This is a genomic window from Robertmurraya beringensis (assembly GCF_042433785.1).
Taxonomy (GTDB): domain Bacteria; phylum Bacillota; class Bacilli; order Bacillales; family Cytobacillaceae; genus Robertmurraya_A; species Robertmurraya_A beringensis.
Genome location: NZ_JBHLUU010000022.1, coordinates 39178 through 51802 on the forward strand (window position 1 = coordinate 39178; position 12625 = coordinate 51802).

Sequence of the window (12625 nt, forward strand, 5' to 3'; positions counted from 1 at the left end):
GCTATACTAGAATCATAGAAAGGGGCGTATTTGATGTCAAAAGGTATCCTTGATTATGAAGTAGGAGAAGCTGTTGAACAGTTTCTACTTATAAAAAATTCGGTAAAAGGGATCGCAAGTAATGGTAAGCCCTTTTTAACGATCATTTTCCAAGATCAAAGTGGTGAGATTGAAGCGAAACTATGGGATGCATCTGATGAAGATGAAAAAATATATGCAGCACAAAAAATCGTGAGAATCGTTGGGGAAATCCAGAATTATCGTGGGCGTAACCAATTAAAGCTAAGACAAATCCGACCTGCAGCTCCTACAGATTCTGTGAAGTTAGCTGACTTCCTTGAAACAGCTCCTGTTAGTAAGGATGAAATGTCTAGTAAAATTACACAATATATATTTGAAATGAAAAACCCTAATATCCAAAGAATTACAAGACATTTATTAAAGAAACATTTAAATGAGTTTTTAGAGTATCCAGCTGCAACAAAGAACCATCATGAGTTTGTTTCAGGACTAGCTTACCATGTGGTTAGTATGCTTGACTTAGCTAAGGCAATAGCTGAGCTATACCCTAGCTTGGATAAAGATTTACTATATGCTGGAATCATTCTTCATGATCTAGGGAAAGTAACGGAACTATCTGGACCGATTTCGACCTCATATACCGTCGAAGGAAATCTTTTAGGTCATATATCTATCATGGTGAACGAAATTGGTAAAGCGGCAGATGAGCTTCATATTTCTGGTGAAGAAGTCGTTATCCTTCAGCATCTTGTATTGAGTCACCATGGAAAGGCTGAGTGGGGAAGCCCAAAACCACCATTAATTAAAGAAGCAGAAATTCTTCATTATATTGACAATTTAGATGCAAAAATGAATATGCTAGACCGAGCATTGGAGAGAGTGAAACCAGGTGAGTTTACTGAAAGAATTTTCCCTCTAGAGCAAAGGTCATTTTATAAACCAAGCTTTCATAAATAATACCTTACGAAAAATGCTCTAAATGGGCATTTTTTTGTTTTTTATCTCATATGGTTTATAAAGACTTGGACAACCATTAATGAAAAAGGAGGATGTTCTATGATACCAATTTGGGTCTATTTTGTTGTTGCTGGTATTTTTATTAGTGCCATGATGGCACTTCGTACAGGAAGGAAAGAGAGGGAGGAAGAAATGCAAAGTATTGAAAGAGAAGGAGAAATTTATATGATGAGGGTTGAGAGGGCCAGAGAAGGTCGTTCTGCTCAATAAAAAAGGTTCCAGATACTCTGGAACCTTTTTTACATACAGAGGCTGCTATTAGCCTTGCGTTGTTGTTTCCTCACTGTCCAATGCTTTTTCTAAATCCTCATCTTTGATTTTTACATCAGCATCTTTAAGCTCACGTTCCATGGCTTCAGTAATCGATGCTTCGTCTAGCTTGGACACTTTTACTTGGTGTTCAATTTCAGCCTTCATATCTTCATATGATTCTTTTTCTTTCTTTTCAGTTACCTGGATAATGTGGTACCCATGTTCTGTTTTTACAGGATCACTGATTTTGTTGACTTCAAGTGCATAGGCAGCTTCTTCAAACTCAGCAACCATTTGTCCAGCTCCAAACCAGCCAAGGTCTCCACCGTTTGCTGCAGATGCTGTATCTGTAGAGAATTCTTTTGCTACATCTTCAAATTTCTCTCCAGCATCAAGCTTAGCTTTTACTTCTTTTGCTTTTGCCTCATCTTCAACTAAAATGTGACGAGCTTTAATTTGTGGCTTAAAGTTTTCGTAGTATTCCTTCATTTCTTCTTCTGTAGCCTCAATATCTTTCACTGCAGCTTTTTCTTGTAGCATACCGATTCTGAACGTTTCACGAAGGTCATCTTCGCTATCGTATCCATATTGAGATAAAGCAACTTCAAAATTGTCCCCTAGTTGCTCTTTTAATTCTGCAATTTTTTCATCTAACTCTTCATCGCTTACTTCATAGTTGTCAGAAAGAACTTTTTCATAAACAAGCTCACGTAAAGTAGCTTCTCCGTATTTTTCTTTCATTGCCTCGTAAAGCTCGTCCTTCGTAATATCCCCTGCAGACGTTTCTACAACTGTTGCAGAATCATTGGCATTATTACAGGCAGTTAAAGTAATGATGCCAGCAATGACTGATAGGGATAACATCCATTTTTTCATCTTGAACACTCCTACAAAATTATTTCGTATCATTCGGTCACAAACATTACTATACCATACCTGATGGGAAGAGCAAAAAAAATATCTGTTCCACAATGGTAAATCTTCAAAAATAAGTAAATGGCCCATCCCATTATGGAATGGGTTACATAATATAAAGGGAACTAGCAAATAGTTCACCCAAGAAATCAGGCATCCTTCAAAATGATTGGAATGCCACGATAAAAATTAGAGAGAAAGGGAGGTTTTAAAGATGGGACACAATGGCTTTGCGCTACTTGTTGTTTTATTCATCTTGTTGATTATTGTGGGGGCAGCTTATTGTTAAGCTCCATATGAAATATAATGAATCCTTTTAACGGATGTAGCTCTACTTGAATAGGATATATTAACTTTCCTTGAGAGGAGGTGTTAGAATGGGTCACTCATATGGTGGAGGCTTCGCGCTAATTGTAGTATTGTTCATCCTTTTAATCATCGTTGGTGCTGCTTGGCTATAAGCGAATAAATGAATAAGAAAAAAGAGCGGTGGATGAATGTCCACCGCTCCTTATTGTTCTATGTAAATAGGATTTCTACATAGGAAGATATCAGAAGGATTGTTATTAATATATTAATCGTCCTAAAAATTTGTGGCTGTCGTTCTTCTGGAATCTCTTTCTGTAAGCAGAGAGAGTTTGTAAGTTTGTTAATTTGGAATAAAATAAAAACGGCAAGTACTATAAAAAGAAAAATCATCGTTAAATCCCTCCTATGGGAAGGTGTTTTCTTGTATTGTATCATAATCAATTTTTAAGTTAAAAGAAAAATTGATTTTAGCAGTGATTAAAGAAAGAGGACATCAGTAAGATGTCCCTTCCTTATTGATAATTAGTATTTCATAACCATCTTCATTTTCTTCAATAAATGCATTCTTAGGAGCGCTAAGTACATCTTTACCGCAAATAAGATCAGAAACACACAATCCAATATGGTAAGCTAGTAAAATCGTAAAATAGTGTGCGTAATGCGGAAATACGAAGCAAGCTGCTAATAATACCGAATTGATAATGACAAATGGCGATAGTAGAGCGATTAAGAACTGATACTTTTTAATTGGTTCTGTAATTTGAATTTTGATTGTTGGAATAAAACCCAATTTAATATCTACAATTTTTCTGATCTTCTCATTCATAGGAGCAATTGGTAAAAAATGTAGAAGTTTATGAGCCGGATACAATAAAATTAATGCTAAAATAAAATAAATAAAATGATTGTCATAAAAGGCTGTTGCAACAAATAAGTATGTTGCCGGAATATAAAGTAGAATAAAAGTAAATAACATAGTTAAGGCAGACAGTATAAAAAGACGCTGCGATCCATATTGTCTTGTAAAGTTTATTGTTTTCCAGCAATTCAAGCGAATCAGCCTCCAAATGGAGATATAAGTATTTTGTAAGCTTCATATGTTCCACTTACTTTAGATACTTTACGATGAACAGATAAAAAAATCAATAGGAAAACAGCAAACAATTTTCGATAAATTTTTTGTCATATCATTTTACATTTTATACAATAGAATGAAGGAAGAATAGAAAAGAGGTAGAAGGATGTTTGACGAGGAATTATTAGAAAGAATAAAGCGTTTAGAGTACCATCAATCCTTGCTTTTAAAGATGATTGGTAGTAATAATGCCAAATTTGATCTGTTAGTAATTGAAAGAGGTTTATCTGAACGTGATGTACAGGTATTTTGTACGAATTGTGAACGAATGAGCATAGAATTGGAAGAACAGAAAGCGGAAGGCTTTGTATATTTTCATCCGCTTTTTAAAAAGTTTAAAGAAGAATTACACCCACGCTTACAAGTAGAAGAAGTAATTCATGCGTGTATCCTTCAAAGACTGTTTCTACCACTAATGGATGAGCTTAAAAGGTACTTATGATTATACATACTCAGACGATGATTTTTTCTTTGTAAGCTTTCCTTCCTTCTCTTCAAAATCCTCTTCAATGTTTCTAAAGGATGTTTCGAAAATCTCCATAAAGTCGTCCCCATAAATATTTCGGACAATGGCCATTACCTCAATGATATCTGGAAACTTGCCGTATAGTTCCTTTAATGGCAAAGCACCTGAGAAAGCAGCATTTCCTGATGGTTCATAGTGTTCCATTAAGTCCAGAAGGATGCTTTCTCCTTTATCCGTAATTTGTACATACGTGTTTCGCTTATCATTTTCCTTTTTAGAGAATTGTAAAAGTCCTCGCTCCTCTAGTTTCTTTGAAAAGTTAAAAGCTGTTGAAACATGCATGACCCCAAATTTCGCCACATCAGAGATGGATGCACCATTTAGATGGTAAGCAATCCATAAAATATGATGTTCATTAATGTTTAGATCATGTGGCTTAATCCAATGTTGCCAATCCTTTTCAATGGCTTTCCAGAGAGCTTTGCTTAGTTGCGCAATTCTCTGACTAAATAGCATTGCTTCTTTCATTGTATAATCTTTTCCCGCCATCCCTATTAGTCACCCACTTTTTTTTGTCTATTATTTTCATTATGCCAATAAAACAAAAATTAATAAAGATGTAATTTACAAAATTTTTAGAAATTAGATAAAATTTTATTTCCAATTAAGAAGATAGTGATAGATTTATAAGATTTATGGAAATAAACGTTAAATAATATGAGAAAATTTTCATTAAATAAAAAAAATCCTTCTTTTCATATGAAAAAAAGGACAGACAAGATCTTAAATTCTAGAGTGATTAATTTTTTCCTAAATCATTTTCAAGTTTGCGTAACGCTTCTTGTATCAAATCTAGCTCTATTTTAATCGCATGTTGGTTGTCGGCCGTAGACTCCTTCCAGGCTTGTACACTAATTTTAATATCTGTTATCAAGCTTGAAAGGACGACTTTCCCTTCTTTAGTTACTGAAGCAACCTCTTGGCTCAGATCTCGTATAGAAGTACTTAAAGCGGCCAAATTTTGTCTCCATTCCTCTTCAAAGCGAACTAGGTTTTTCCGCAGAGCAACACCAGATTGAGGAGTTGTTAGGAGCGTAGCTATACCACTAGCAATTCCACCAACTACCACTCCTAGAAGAATTTTCTTTGCATTCATAAGCTCACCCCTAATAGACGTTTATAGGACTTATATTAACATGATTCATCATGGGTAAACATGTTGTTTCACATAGATTATATAAAACAAGCATATATATAAATATTTCACGAACAAGAAGGTGGTATGGGTGGTAAGCATATTAGTTTTAATAAGCATTATTTGTTTTGTAGCCGCAGTTTTCTATATGTTATCACTATTGAAACCAGGTTTTTATCCTCCAAAAAAGCGGTTGAAAAAGAGGGCAAGTGCATTTTTAGGGACTGGAATCATCCTTTTGTTAGCGGCCATTCTTCTATCCAGCATAAAATAGAAAAGAACCCTTAAAGGGTTCTTTTCTATTAACCAGAAATAACTTGCTGGTTAAGTTTTGTTCTTTTAACAATTGCATAGGCAATTGGGTAAAGTACAATCATAGCAATTGTGTTAACCACCGTAGCAGGTAAGACCACACCAGCAAATAATGCGGCAAATGGACCAGGTAACCCAGCGATTACACTAGCTGCACTTAAGAATACAAGTCCGGACACAACTGTACCAACAGCAGTTAATACACCAACACTAACCATATTGTTTCTAAACTTCTTAAGAGCTAGAAATAGGCCAAAGAAAACAAAAGCAGTGATAGGCTTATCGATAATATTCGGGAATAGTCCTCCAGGAAAGCTTGTAGTTAAGCCAGAAATGATGCCTGTTACTAATGAAACAAGCAGCACATTTTTCTTTTCTGGAAATAGCATAATTCCTAAAAACATCATCGTTAACATCATGTCAGGCTTCATTCCAAAAAGAATTGGTGGAACTACTGCATGTAATACCGCACCCATTCCCACTAGTAATGATAGTGCAACAAGATTTTTCGTATTCATTTCTCATCTCTCCTCGTCTGTTCTTCTCTCATTTTCGTTCCTCCTATAGTGCACTCTTTGCCTATAGCGAAAAACTTGCTCTTATTATATCACACTACAAATTATATAAAAAGTTAACTAATCTGGTTATTATTTTTGCGAAAACTTCTTCATGAACTCAGCTAGCTTTTCAACATTCTCAAGAGGAACAGCATTATAAATGGATGCACGGCAACCACCGACTGAGCGGTGACCATTTAAACCAACAAAGCCTTCTTCTTTTGCCTGTTGAAGGAAAACTTTTGTTGCTTCTTCACTTTGTAAAGTGAAAGTCACATTCATCTTCGAACGGCTATTAAGTGTGGCGTGCCCATTATAAAAACCTTCACTCTCATCAATGGCATCGTATAGAAGCTTAGCTTTTTGATCGTTGATTTTTTCTATTGCTGTCACACCACCTTGATTTTCAACCCAATCAAGTACAAGCTTCAATAAATAAATAGCGATTGTTGGCGGTGTGTTATATAAGGAATTGTTGTCTGCATAAGTTTTGTAATTAAGCATGGTTGGTAACGCATCTGTGGAGCGTTCTAACAGGCTTTTCTTTATAATAACAACAGTAACTCCTGAAGGTCCTAGGTTTTTCTGTGCTCCAGCGTAAATAAGTCCAAATTGATCCACTTGAATAGGCTTGCTTAAAATATCACTCGACATATCTCCGATTAAAGGAACAGGCGAATCTGGGAAGCTTTGCCATTGTGTACCAAAAATTGTGTTGTTACTAGTAATATGAAGGTAGGCAGTATCAGATGAAAGATCTGAAAGAGTAAACTCCGGAATAGAGTTATAATTGCTTTCTTTACTTGAAGCGAGGATGCTCGTTTGTCCAACTTTTTTTGCTTCCTTTAACGCTTTTTCAGACCAAGCACCGGAAAGGATGTAGGAAGCGGTTTGACCTTCCTTCAGCAGATTCATTGGAACCATAGAAAACTGAGTGCTAGCGCCACCTTGTAAGAAAAGGACTTCATAATCATCAGGAATGTTCATTAGCGTTCTAAGCTTTGAGATGGCACCATCGTGAACTTCCTCATAGGGTTTACTTCTATGGCTTAACTCCATTACCGACATGCCGGTACCATTAAAATTAAGCAAATGCTTTTGAGCTTCAATTAGAACCTCTGCCGGAAGAGCAGCTGGTCCTGCATTAAAATTAAGTGCGCGATTCATACAATACATACCTCCAGTTAGATGTTTACGGTTTAAAGCAGCAAAGAAAAAAGATATATTTATCCTAACAGAAAATCGTACTATGTAAAGATGAGAATTTGAACATTATGAAAATTTTAAAAAGGAAAAGAAAAAAAGACTGTCCGAAAAGAACAGTCTTACAATTCGCTACTGATAGAATCCGCAATTTTACGAAGATCGTCTGGCGTGTAGTTACTTTGATTAGACTTCCAAACAGCACCGAATCCATCTCCTTCACCATAGCGTGGAATCAGATGCATGTGGAAGTGGAACACGGATTGTCCAGCTTTTTCACCATTATTATTCACAAGATTTAGACCAACTGGGCGATACGCATCTTTAATGGCATTGGCAATCTTAGGAGCCACTTTGAATAATTCGCTAGAAATTTCGGGAGTCAATTCGTATAGATTTTCCTTATGTACCTTTGGAATGATTAATGTATGTCCCTTTGTTACTTGGCTTATATCTAAAAACGCAACCACGTGGTCATTTTCAAATACTTTCGCTGCGGGAATATCTCCATTCACAATTTTGCAAAAAATACAATCGCTCATTATTTGTCCCTCCTATTCATATATATGTATATTTTACCATAGAATTTAAACAAATAAGAGGGCAGGATTCGCAAGGAATCCCGCCCGTTCTTGAAGGGGAAAGCTTTTTAATCGTTCTATAGCAATAAATTCTCTTTGATAAACACCTCATTTAAAAATGATTTGTCTATAGAGATTTCGATCCTTTGTTCAAGCGAACCATCCCCTTATCTTTATATGTTTTACAACTTATAAAGCATAGCAGATTGGTCTTTTGCGAACACCTCATTTATAAAAATGTGGTTAGATCAAAGCATATAGGAACGTTTAACGTATCGTGATTGATTATTATCGCCCACTGACACCTCATTTCGATGATTGAACATCTACTTGTTGTTCCCCTTCGAATATTATCATGCCCGCATTAAGAGGTTCTATACAAAAAGAAATGAAATTTTTTTATAAATGCCTATTTCTATTTTTTAGAATGACATTTTGTTAAAATGGTGCTAACAACTAATGGAGGAAGATAAATGACACTTTTGCAGCTTTCAAATATAACCGGTGGATATACTAGAAACCCTGTTTTAAAAGACATTTCTTTTGATGTGAAAGCGAATGAAATCGTTGGTTTAATTGGACTGAACGGGGCAGGCAAAAGCACAACCATTAAACATATTATTGGCTTGATGGAGCCACAATCGGGTGAAATTACGATTAATGGAAAAGCCATACATACAAGCAAAGAGGAATATCGAAGAGAATTTACGTTTGTACCCGAAACACCCATTCTTTATGACGAGTTAACATTGGATGAGCATTTACGTTTAACTGCTATGGCATACGGTCTAGAAGAAAAGACCTTTCAGGAGAGAAAAGAAACCCTGTTGAAGGAGTTTCGAATGAGTAAGAGGCTAAAGTGGTTTCCTGCTCATTTCTCAAAAGGAATGAAACAAAAGGTAATGATTATGTGTGCTTTTTTGGTTCAGCCTTCTCTTTACATTGTGGATGAACCTTTTGTAGGTCTGGATCCACTTGGAATTCAATCTTTGTTAGATCTTATGAAGAAGATGAAGGAAAGCGGTGCAGGGATATTAATGTCTACCCACATACTTGCAACGGCGGAAAGATATTGTGATCGGTTTGTTATTCTTCACGAAGGTAAGGTTCGTGCAAAGGGCACTTTAGCAGAATTAAGGGAGCAATTTTCAATGCCAGATGCTACACTTGATGATCTTTATATCCAACTGACAAAGGAAGAAGATTATGTTTGATGCACTTAAGTTGTGGAGGGAGCGACTCGGTACAGCAAGTAAAGAAGTTGGTCGTTATTCTCGATATATTTTTAACGGTCATATTGTCATTGTCCTGGTATTTTTATTAGGAACGGCTGCTTTCTACTATCAAGAATGGGTAAAGACATTATCAAGCGATTTTCCCGTAGCCCTATTAATGGCAATCATTTTGTCCCTAGTGGTTACAATTAGTCCTATTTTTACTTTTGTAGTTGATCCTGATAAAGTGTTTCTTCTTGCCCTTGAAGAAAGACTTCAATCATATTTTAATCGCAGCATTCTTTTGAGTTTTTTCATTGGCTTGTACTTGTTAGTACTTTTCCTCGGTGTCTTAATGCCGATTTATGCTCAAGTAACAGGAAGTGGTTTTCATCATTTCCTCCCGTTTCTTGTCGTTTTAGCAGGGCTAAAACTGTTAAATCTGTATATTAGATGGAGAGTACAATATTATGTGGAGGAGTCCACTCAAAGGCTAGATACGGTCATCCGGTTTGTGGTGAATGGAGTATTTTTATATCTTTTGTTCAATCAAGCAGCTATTTGGTTAATTGGGGTTGTCGCTTTTTTATTACTTCTTCTTTTCTTTACTTACTATAACCAAACAAAGAATAAGGGGTTAAAATGGGAGCGTCTTATTCAGCTAGAAGACAGAAGAATGATGTCATTCTATCGCTTAGCCAATCTGTTTACAGATGTTCCGAAGTTAAAGGATGAGGTAAAGAGACGCAGGTGGTTAGATTGGATACCCTCAAGTTTGCCCTATCATCAGGATGCTACTTTTTTACATTTATTTCTTCAAACTTTTATCAGAGGTGGAGATTATTTAGGCTTGTGGATACGTCTGACTGTTATTGGAGGACTAGTCCTTTATTTTGTCACTTTTGGATATGGACAAATTCTTTTTGTTGTACTGTTTCTTTACTTAACAGGTTTTCAATTACTCCCATTATGGAATCACCATCAAAACAAGCTATGGATACAGTTATATCCAGTAAAAGAAATAACGAAAAAAATATCATTTCAGAAGCTTCTTTTTGTCGTATTAAGCATTCAATCCCTTTTACTATCCATTTCAATCATCTTAAAGGGTGACTTGATGATTAGTGCTGTTGCATTGTTCGCAGGGGTTGCATTTAGTTATTTGTTTGTATATCAGTATAGTCATAAAAAGCTGACGTAATTTTTGCAAAGCTGGTTACACTATGACTACCCAGAAAAGAAAGGGGAGTCATGATGGAAAATACAAGTCAATTTGTTGATAAACTGGCAGAAGATAAAAAAAAGGAACTAAAAAATAAGAAGCGTGGAAATAATCACCCAGAGAAAAGGCTTCCGAATAAGCAGCATTAAGTTGAAGAAGGCGAATGCCTTCTTCTTTTTTGAAACAAAAGTCTTGTTTGAACGTATAAAAGAGAGGAGGGGAAATTTTGATGAATGAATACGAATTAAAGATTTATCATGAAATTGTTTTATGGAAACGGAAATTATTAAAAAAATCACCAATCCTTCAGCGAGTATCCAAAAAAGCACAAGGAAAAATTAATGAGTTAATCCCTGCAAAGGCGCATCAATTCATCACTGATAGTATTAAACAAATGGTTAAAGCTCTACTAGTAGGGTCATATATCACGACAAAGAAAGAGAATAGGGCAGGTTCATCTTTAATGGAAAAAGATAAAATGGCTGCTGAAAAACTTTCCTTTTACCGAAAAACAGCCACTCTAGAGGGAGCAGGAACAGGAGCAGGAGGGATTTTTTTAGGTTTAGCTGACTTTCCGCTGCTACTGTCCATTAAAATGAAATACTTAAGTGAAACGGCTACGATATACGGTTTTAATCCTGAAAAGCTTGAAGAACGAATATTTATTTTACATGTGTTCTCACTAGCTTTCTCAAGTGATGAAAAAAGGCTGGAAACATTTGAGGTGATTGAAAATTGGGAGGTAAGAAAACAAAATTATGAAGATATGGACTGGCAATCTTTCCAACAAGAGTACCGAGATCATATTGACTTTATAAAAATGCTTCAGCTAGTCCCTGGGATTGGAGCCGTTGTAGGGGCATATGCAAACTATAATCTTCTAGACTCTTTAGGAGAAGTGGCAATGAACTGTTATCGTCTTCGTTTACTTAAAAGGGCCCCACAACCTGAGTAGTAGGGGCCGATAAGAATTATTTATAGTTAATGGCAGCTGACAAGAGCGTTTTAGCAGCTACGAGTAGGGCTTGTTCATCGATGTCGAATTTCGGGTGATGATGTGGGTAAGCAATCTCCACACCGACAGGCTTTGCCCCTGTAAAGAAGAAGGTTCCTTTCACATGCTGGAGATAATAGGCGAAATCTTCTCCACCCATTTGCAGCTCTGCTTCTTCTACTACTTTGATGTCTTCCATATCATTTGCTAGTTGAACCAGATACTCCGTTTCTTCTTTATGGTTAACAACTGCTGGATAACCTTTTATATACTCATAAGAATACGAGCAGTCGGAGGCAATGCAAGTACCCTTTACAATGCGTTCGATTTCGTCAGCGATAAAGTCACGAAGGTCTTCGTTAAATGTGCGGACGGTTCCGATTAATTTTGCTTTATCCGCAATTACGTTAAATGCATTGTCTGCGACAAAGGATCCAACGGTAACTACTGCAGACTCCACTGGACTAACACGTCTGCTTACAATCTGTTGTAAATTGGATACGAGTTGGGCGCCAACAACAATGGAATCCTTTGTTTTATGTGGCTGTGCTCCATGTCCCCCTTTGCCTTGGACGGTAATCACAAATCGATCTGCTGCGGCCATAATAGGACCAGTTCGGTATTGGATTTTTCCTGTGGGCTCGCTTGCCCATAAATGCGTACCAAAGATAACGTCTACCCCTTCAAGACAACCCGCTTCAATCATGGATGCCGCGCCTCCTGGAGCATACTCTTCTGCATGTTGATGAATCATAATATATGTACCGTGAAGTTCATCTTTTAATTCATGGAGTACTTTAGCTAGGACAAGTAGGGATGCAGTGTGACCATCGTGCCCACAAGCATGCATAACACCTGGAACAGTTGATTTGTACGAGACATCCTTTTCATCCTGAATAGGAAGTGCATCAAAGTCTGCACGTAAGGCAATTGTTTTTCCAGGATAGTTTCCTTGGATCTTTGCTACTACTCCATTGCCACCGACACCTCTTTGAACTTCCACTCCAAGTTTTTCGTAATAAGATGCGATAAAGTTAGCTGTATTCACTTCCTGAAAAGAAAGCTCTGGATGCTGATGTAAGTATCTTCGAATCTCAACCATTTCAGGATAATAATCTTCTAGCTTCGTAAACAGTGTCGTAAGCAAATTAATCCCCACTCCTTTTTACTAATTTCAGATAATTATAACATTTTTTGCTTGAAAAATGGTTTTCTTCTTATGTAGAAAAAAA

19 protein-coding genes are annotated in these 12625 nt (G+C 36.4%); 10 read left to right on the forward strand and 9 right to left on the reverse strand.

Features of this window, described 5'->3' with window-relative positions; genetic code table 11:
• Positions 1 to 33: 33 nt before the first annotated feature.
• Both yhaM and ACFFHF_RS07210 read left to right on the forward strand, forming a co-directional pair.
• Positions 34 to 978: a 3'-5' exoribonuclease YhaM gene (gene yhaM, locus ACFFHF_RS07205; protein ID WP_160548191.1), complete on the forward strand. Its 945-nt coding sequence runs from the start codon at positions 34 to 36 to the stop codon at positions 976 to 978.
• A gap of 99 nt (positions 979 to 1077) precedes the next feature.
• Positions 1078 to 1248 (forward strand): sporulation YhaL family protein, encoded by a 171-nt coding sequence (locus ACFFHF_RS07210; RefSeq protein ID WP_160548192.1) that lies wholly within the window; start codon positions 1078 to 1080, stop codon positions 1246 to 1248.
• Between the two features lie 48 nt (positions 1249 to 1296).
• Here the strand turns inward: ACFFHF_RS07210 and ACFFHF_RS07215 are convergent, their stop codons facing one another.
• Entirely contained in the window at positions 1297 to 2166 is an 870-nt protein-coding gene (locus ACFFHF_RS07215; protein ID WP_160548193.1) for a peptidylprolyl isomerase, read from the reverse strand.
• Positions 2167 to 2419: 253 nt separating this feature from the next.
• Between ACFFHF_RS07215 and ACFFHF_RS07220 the strand changes: the two genes are divergently transcribed.
• Together ACFFHF_RS07220 and ACFFHF_RS07225 are read left to right on the forward strand one after the other, a co-directional pair.
• Entirely contained in the window at positions 2420 to 2494 is a 75-nt protein-coding gene (locus ACFFHF_RS07220) for a YjcZ family sporulation protein (RefSeq protein WP_160548211.1), read from the forward strand.
• An 88-nt stretch (positions 2495 to 2582) separates the two neighbouring features.
• Positions 2583 to 2666 carry a YjcZ family sporulation protein gene (locus ACFFHF_RS07225; RefSeq protein WP_119707122.1) on the forward strand — a complete coding sequence of 28 codons (84 nt, stop codon included), beginning with the start codon at positions 2583 to 2585 and terminating at the stop codon, positions 2664 to 2666.
• 58 nt (positions 2667 to 2724) lie between these two features.
• Here the strand turns inward: ACFFHF_RS07225 and ACFFHF_RS07230 are convergent, their stop codons facing one another.
• Together ACFFHF_RS07230 and ACFFHF_RS07235 are read right to left on the reverse strand one after the other, a co-directional pair.
• Entirely contained in the window at positions 2725 to 2904 is a 180-nt protein-coding gene (locus tag ACFFHF_RS07230; protein ID WP_119707123.1) for a hypothetical protein, read from the reverse strand.
• A gap of 103 nt (positions 2905 to 3007) precedes the next feature.
• On the reverse strand, positions 3008 to 3565 hold the full coding sequence (locus tag ACFFHF_RS07235) for a DUF3267 domain-containing protein (RefSeq protein WP_377057800.1): 558 nt from the start codon (positions 3563 to 3565) through the stop codon (positions 3008 to 3010).
• Positions 3566 to 3755: 190 nt separating this feature from the next.
• On the opposite strand from ACFFHF_RS07235, the gene ACFFHF_RS07240 reads away from it, so the two are divergent.
• The gene (locus ACFFHF_RS07240; RefSeq protein WP_160548194.1) at positions 3756 to 4091 is read left to right on the forward strand and encodes a DUF1878 family protein; all 336 of its coding nucleotides are present in this window, start codon (positions 3756 to 3758) and stop codon (positions 4089 to 4091) included.
• On the opposite strand, the gene ACFFHF_RS07245 is transcribed toward ACFFHF_RS07240, so the two are convergent.
• Both ACFFHF_RS07245 and ACFFHF_RS07250 read right to left on the reverse strand, forming a co-directional pair.
• The gene (locus ACFFHF_RS07245; protein ID WP_160548195.1) at positions 4092 to 4664 is read right to left on the reverse strand and encodes an HTH-type transcriptional regulator Hpr; all 573 of its coding nucleotides are present in this window, start codon (positions 4662 to 4664) and stop codon (positions 4092 to 4094) included. It abuts the gene before it with no gap.
• Positions 4665 to 4914: 250 nt separating this feature from the next.
• Positions 4915 to 5271 (reverse strand): YtxH domain-containing protein, encoded by a 357-nt coding sequence (locus ACFFHF_RS07250; RefSeq protein WP_160548196.1) that lies wholly within the window; start codon positions 5269 to 5271, stop codon positions 4915 to 4917.
• Between the two features lie 130 nt (positions 5272 to 5401).
• Here ACFFHF_RS07250 and yhzF point away from each other — a divergent pair, with 130 nt between their 5' ends.
• Positions 5402 to 5584, forward strand: a complete 183-nt coding sequence (gene yhzF / locus ACFFHF_RS24825; RefSeq protein ID WP_512700632.1) for a membrane protein YhzF — start codon at positions 5402 to 5404, stop codon at positions 5582 to 5584.
• A 28-nt stretch (positions 5585 to 5612) separates the two neighbouring features.
• Here yhzF and ACFFHF_RS07255 read toward each other — a convergent pair whose 3' ends face one another.
• The 3 genes from ACFFHF_RS07255 to ACFFHF_RS07265 all read right to left on the reverse strand — a co-directional run bounded on the left by ACFFHF_RS07255 (position 5613) and on the right by ACFFHF_RS07265 (position 7924).
• Positions 5613 to 6140 (reverse strand): tryptophan transporter, encoded by a 528-nt coding sequence (locus tag ACFFHF_RS07255; protein ID WP_160548197.1) that lies wholly within the window; start codon positions 6138 to 6140, stop codon positions 5613 to 5615.
• A 129-nt stretch (positions 6141 to 6269) separates the two neighbouring features.
• Positions 6270 to 7346, reverse strand: a complete 1077-nt coding sequence (gene serC / locus ACFFHF_RS07260; protein ID WP_160548198.1) for a 3-phosphoserine/phosphohydroxythreonine transaminase — start codon at positions 7344 to 7346, stop codon at positions 6270 to 6272.
• Positions 7347 to 7504: 158 nt separating this feature from the next.
• On the reverse strand, positions 7505 to 7924 hold the full coding sequence (locus ACFFHF_RS07265; RefSeq protein ID WP_160548199.1) for an HIT family protein: 420 nt from the start codon (positions 7922 to 7924) through the stop codon (positions 7505 to 7507).
• A gap of 512 nt (positions 7925 to 8436) precedes the next feature.
• On the opposite strand from ACFFHF_RS07265, the gene ACFFHF_RS07270 reads away from it, so the two are divergent.
• The 4 genes from ACFFHF_RS07270 to ACFFHF_RS07285 all read left to right on the forward strand — a co-directional run bounded on the left by ACFFHF_RS07270 (position 8437) and on the right by ACFFHF_RS07285 (position 11354).
• Positions 8437 to 9177, forward strand: a complete 741-nt coding sequence (locus tag ACFFHF_RS07270) for an ABC transporter ATP-binding protein (RefSeq protein WP_160548200.1) — start codon at positions 8437 to 8439, stop codon at positions 9175 to 9177.
• Positions 9170 to 10378 carry an ABC transporter permease gene (locus ACFFHF_RS07275; RefSeq protein ID WP_160548201.1) on the forward strand — a complete coding sequence of 403 codons (1209 nt, stop codon included), beginning with the start codon at positions 9170 to 9172 and terminating at the stop codon, positions 10376 to 10378. Before ACFFHF_RS07270 ends, ACFFHF_RS07275 begins: the two co-directional genes overlap by 8 nt.
• A 50-nt stretch (positions 10379 to 10428) precedes the next feature.
• Positions 10429 to 10548: a DUF4023 family protein gene (locus tag ACFFHF_RS07280; protein WP_377057801.1), complete on the forward strand. Its 120-nt coding sequence runs from the start codon at positions 10429 to 10431 to the stop codon at positions 10546 to 10548.
• A gap of 80 nt (positions 10549 to 10628) precedes the next feature.
• On the forward strand, positions 10629 to 11354 hold the full coding sequence (locus ACFFHF_RS07285) for an EcsC family protein (protein WP_160548214.1): 726 nt from the start codon (positions 10629 to 10631) through the stop codon (positions 11352 to 11354).
• Positions 11355 to 11370: 16 nt separating this feature from the next.
• On the opposite strand, the gene ACFFHF_RS07290 is transcribed toward ACFFHF_RS07285, so the two are convergent.
• Entirely contained in the window at positions 11371 to 12540 is a 1170-nt protein-coding gene (locus ACFFHF_RS07290) for a M20 family metallopeptidase (protein WP_160548202.1), read from the reverse strand.
• Positions 12541 to 12625 lie beyond the last annotated feature (85 nt).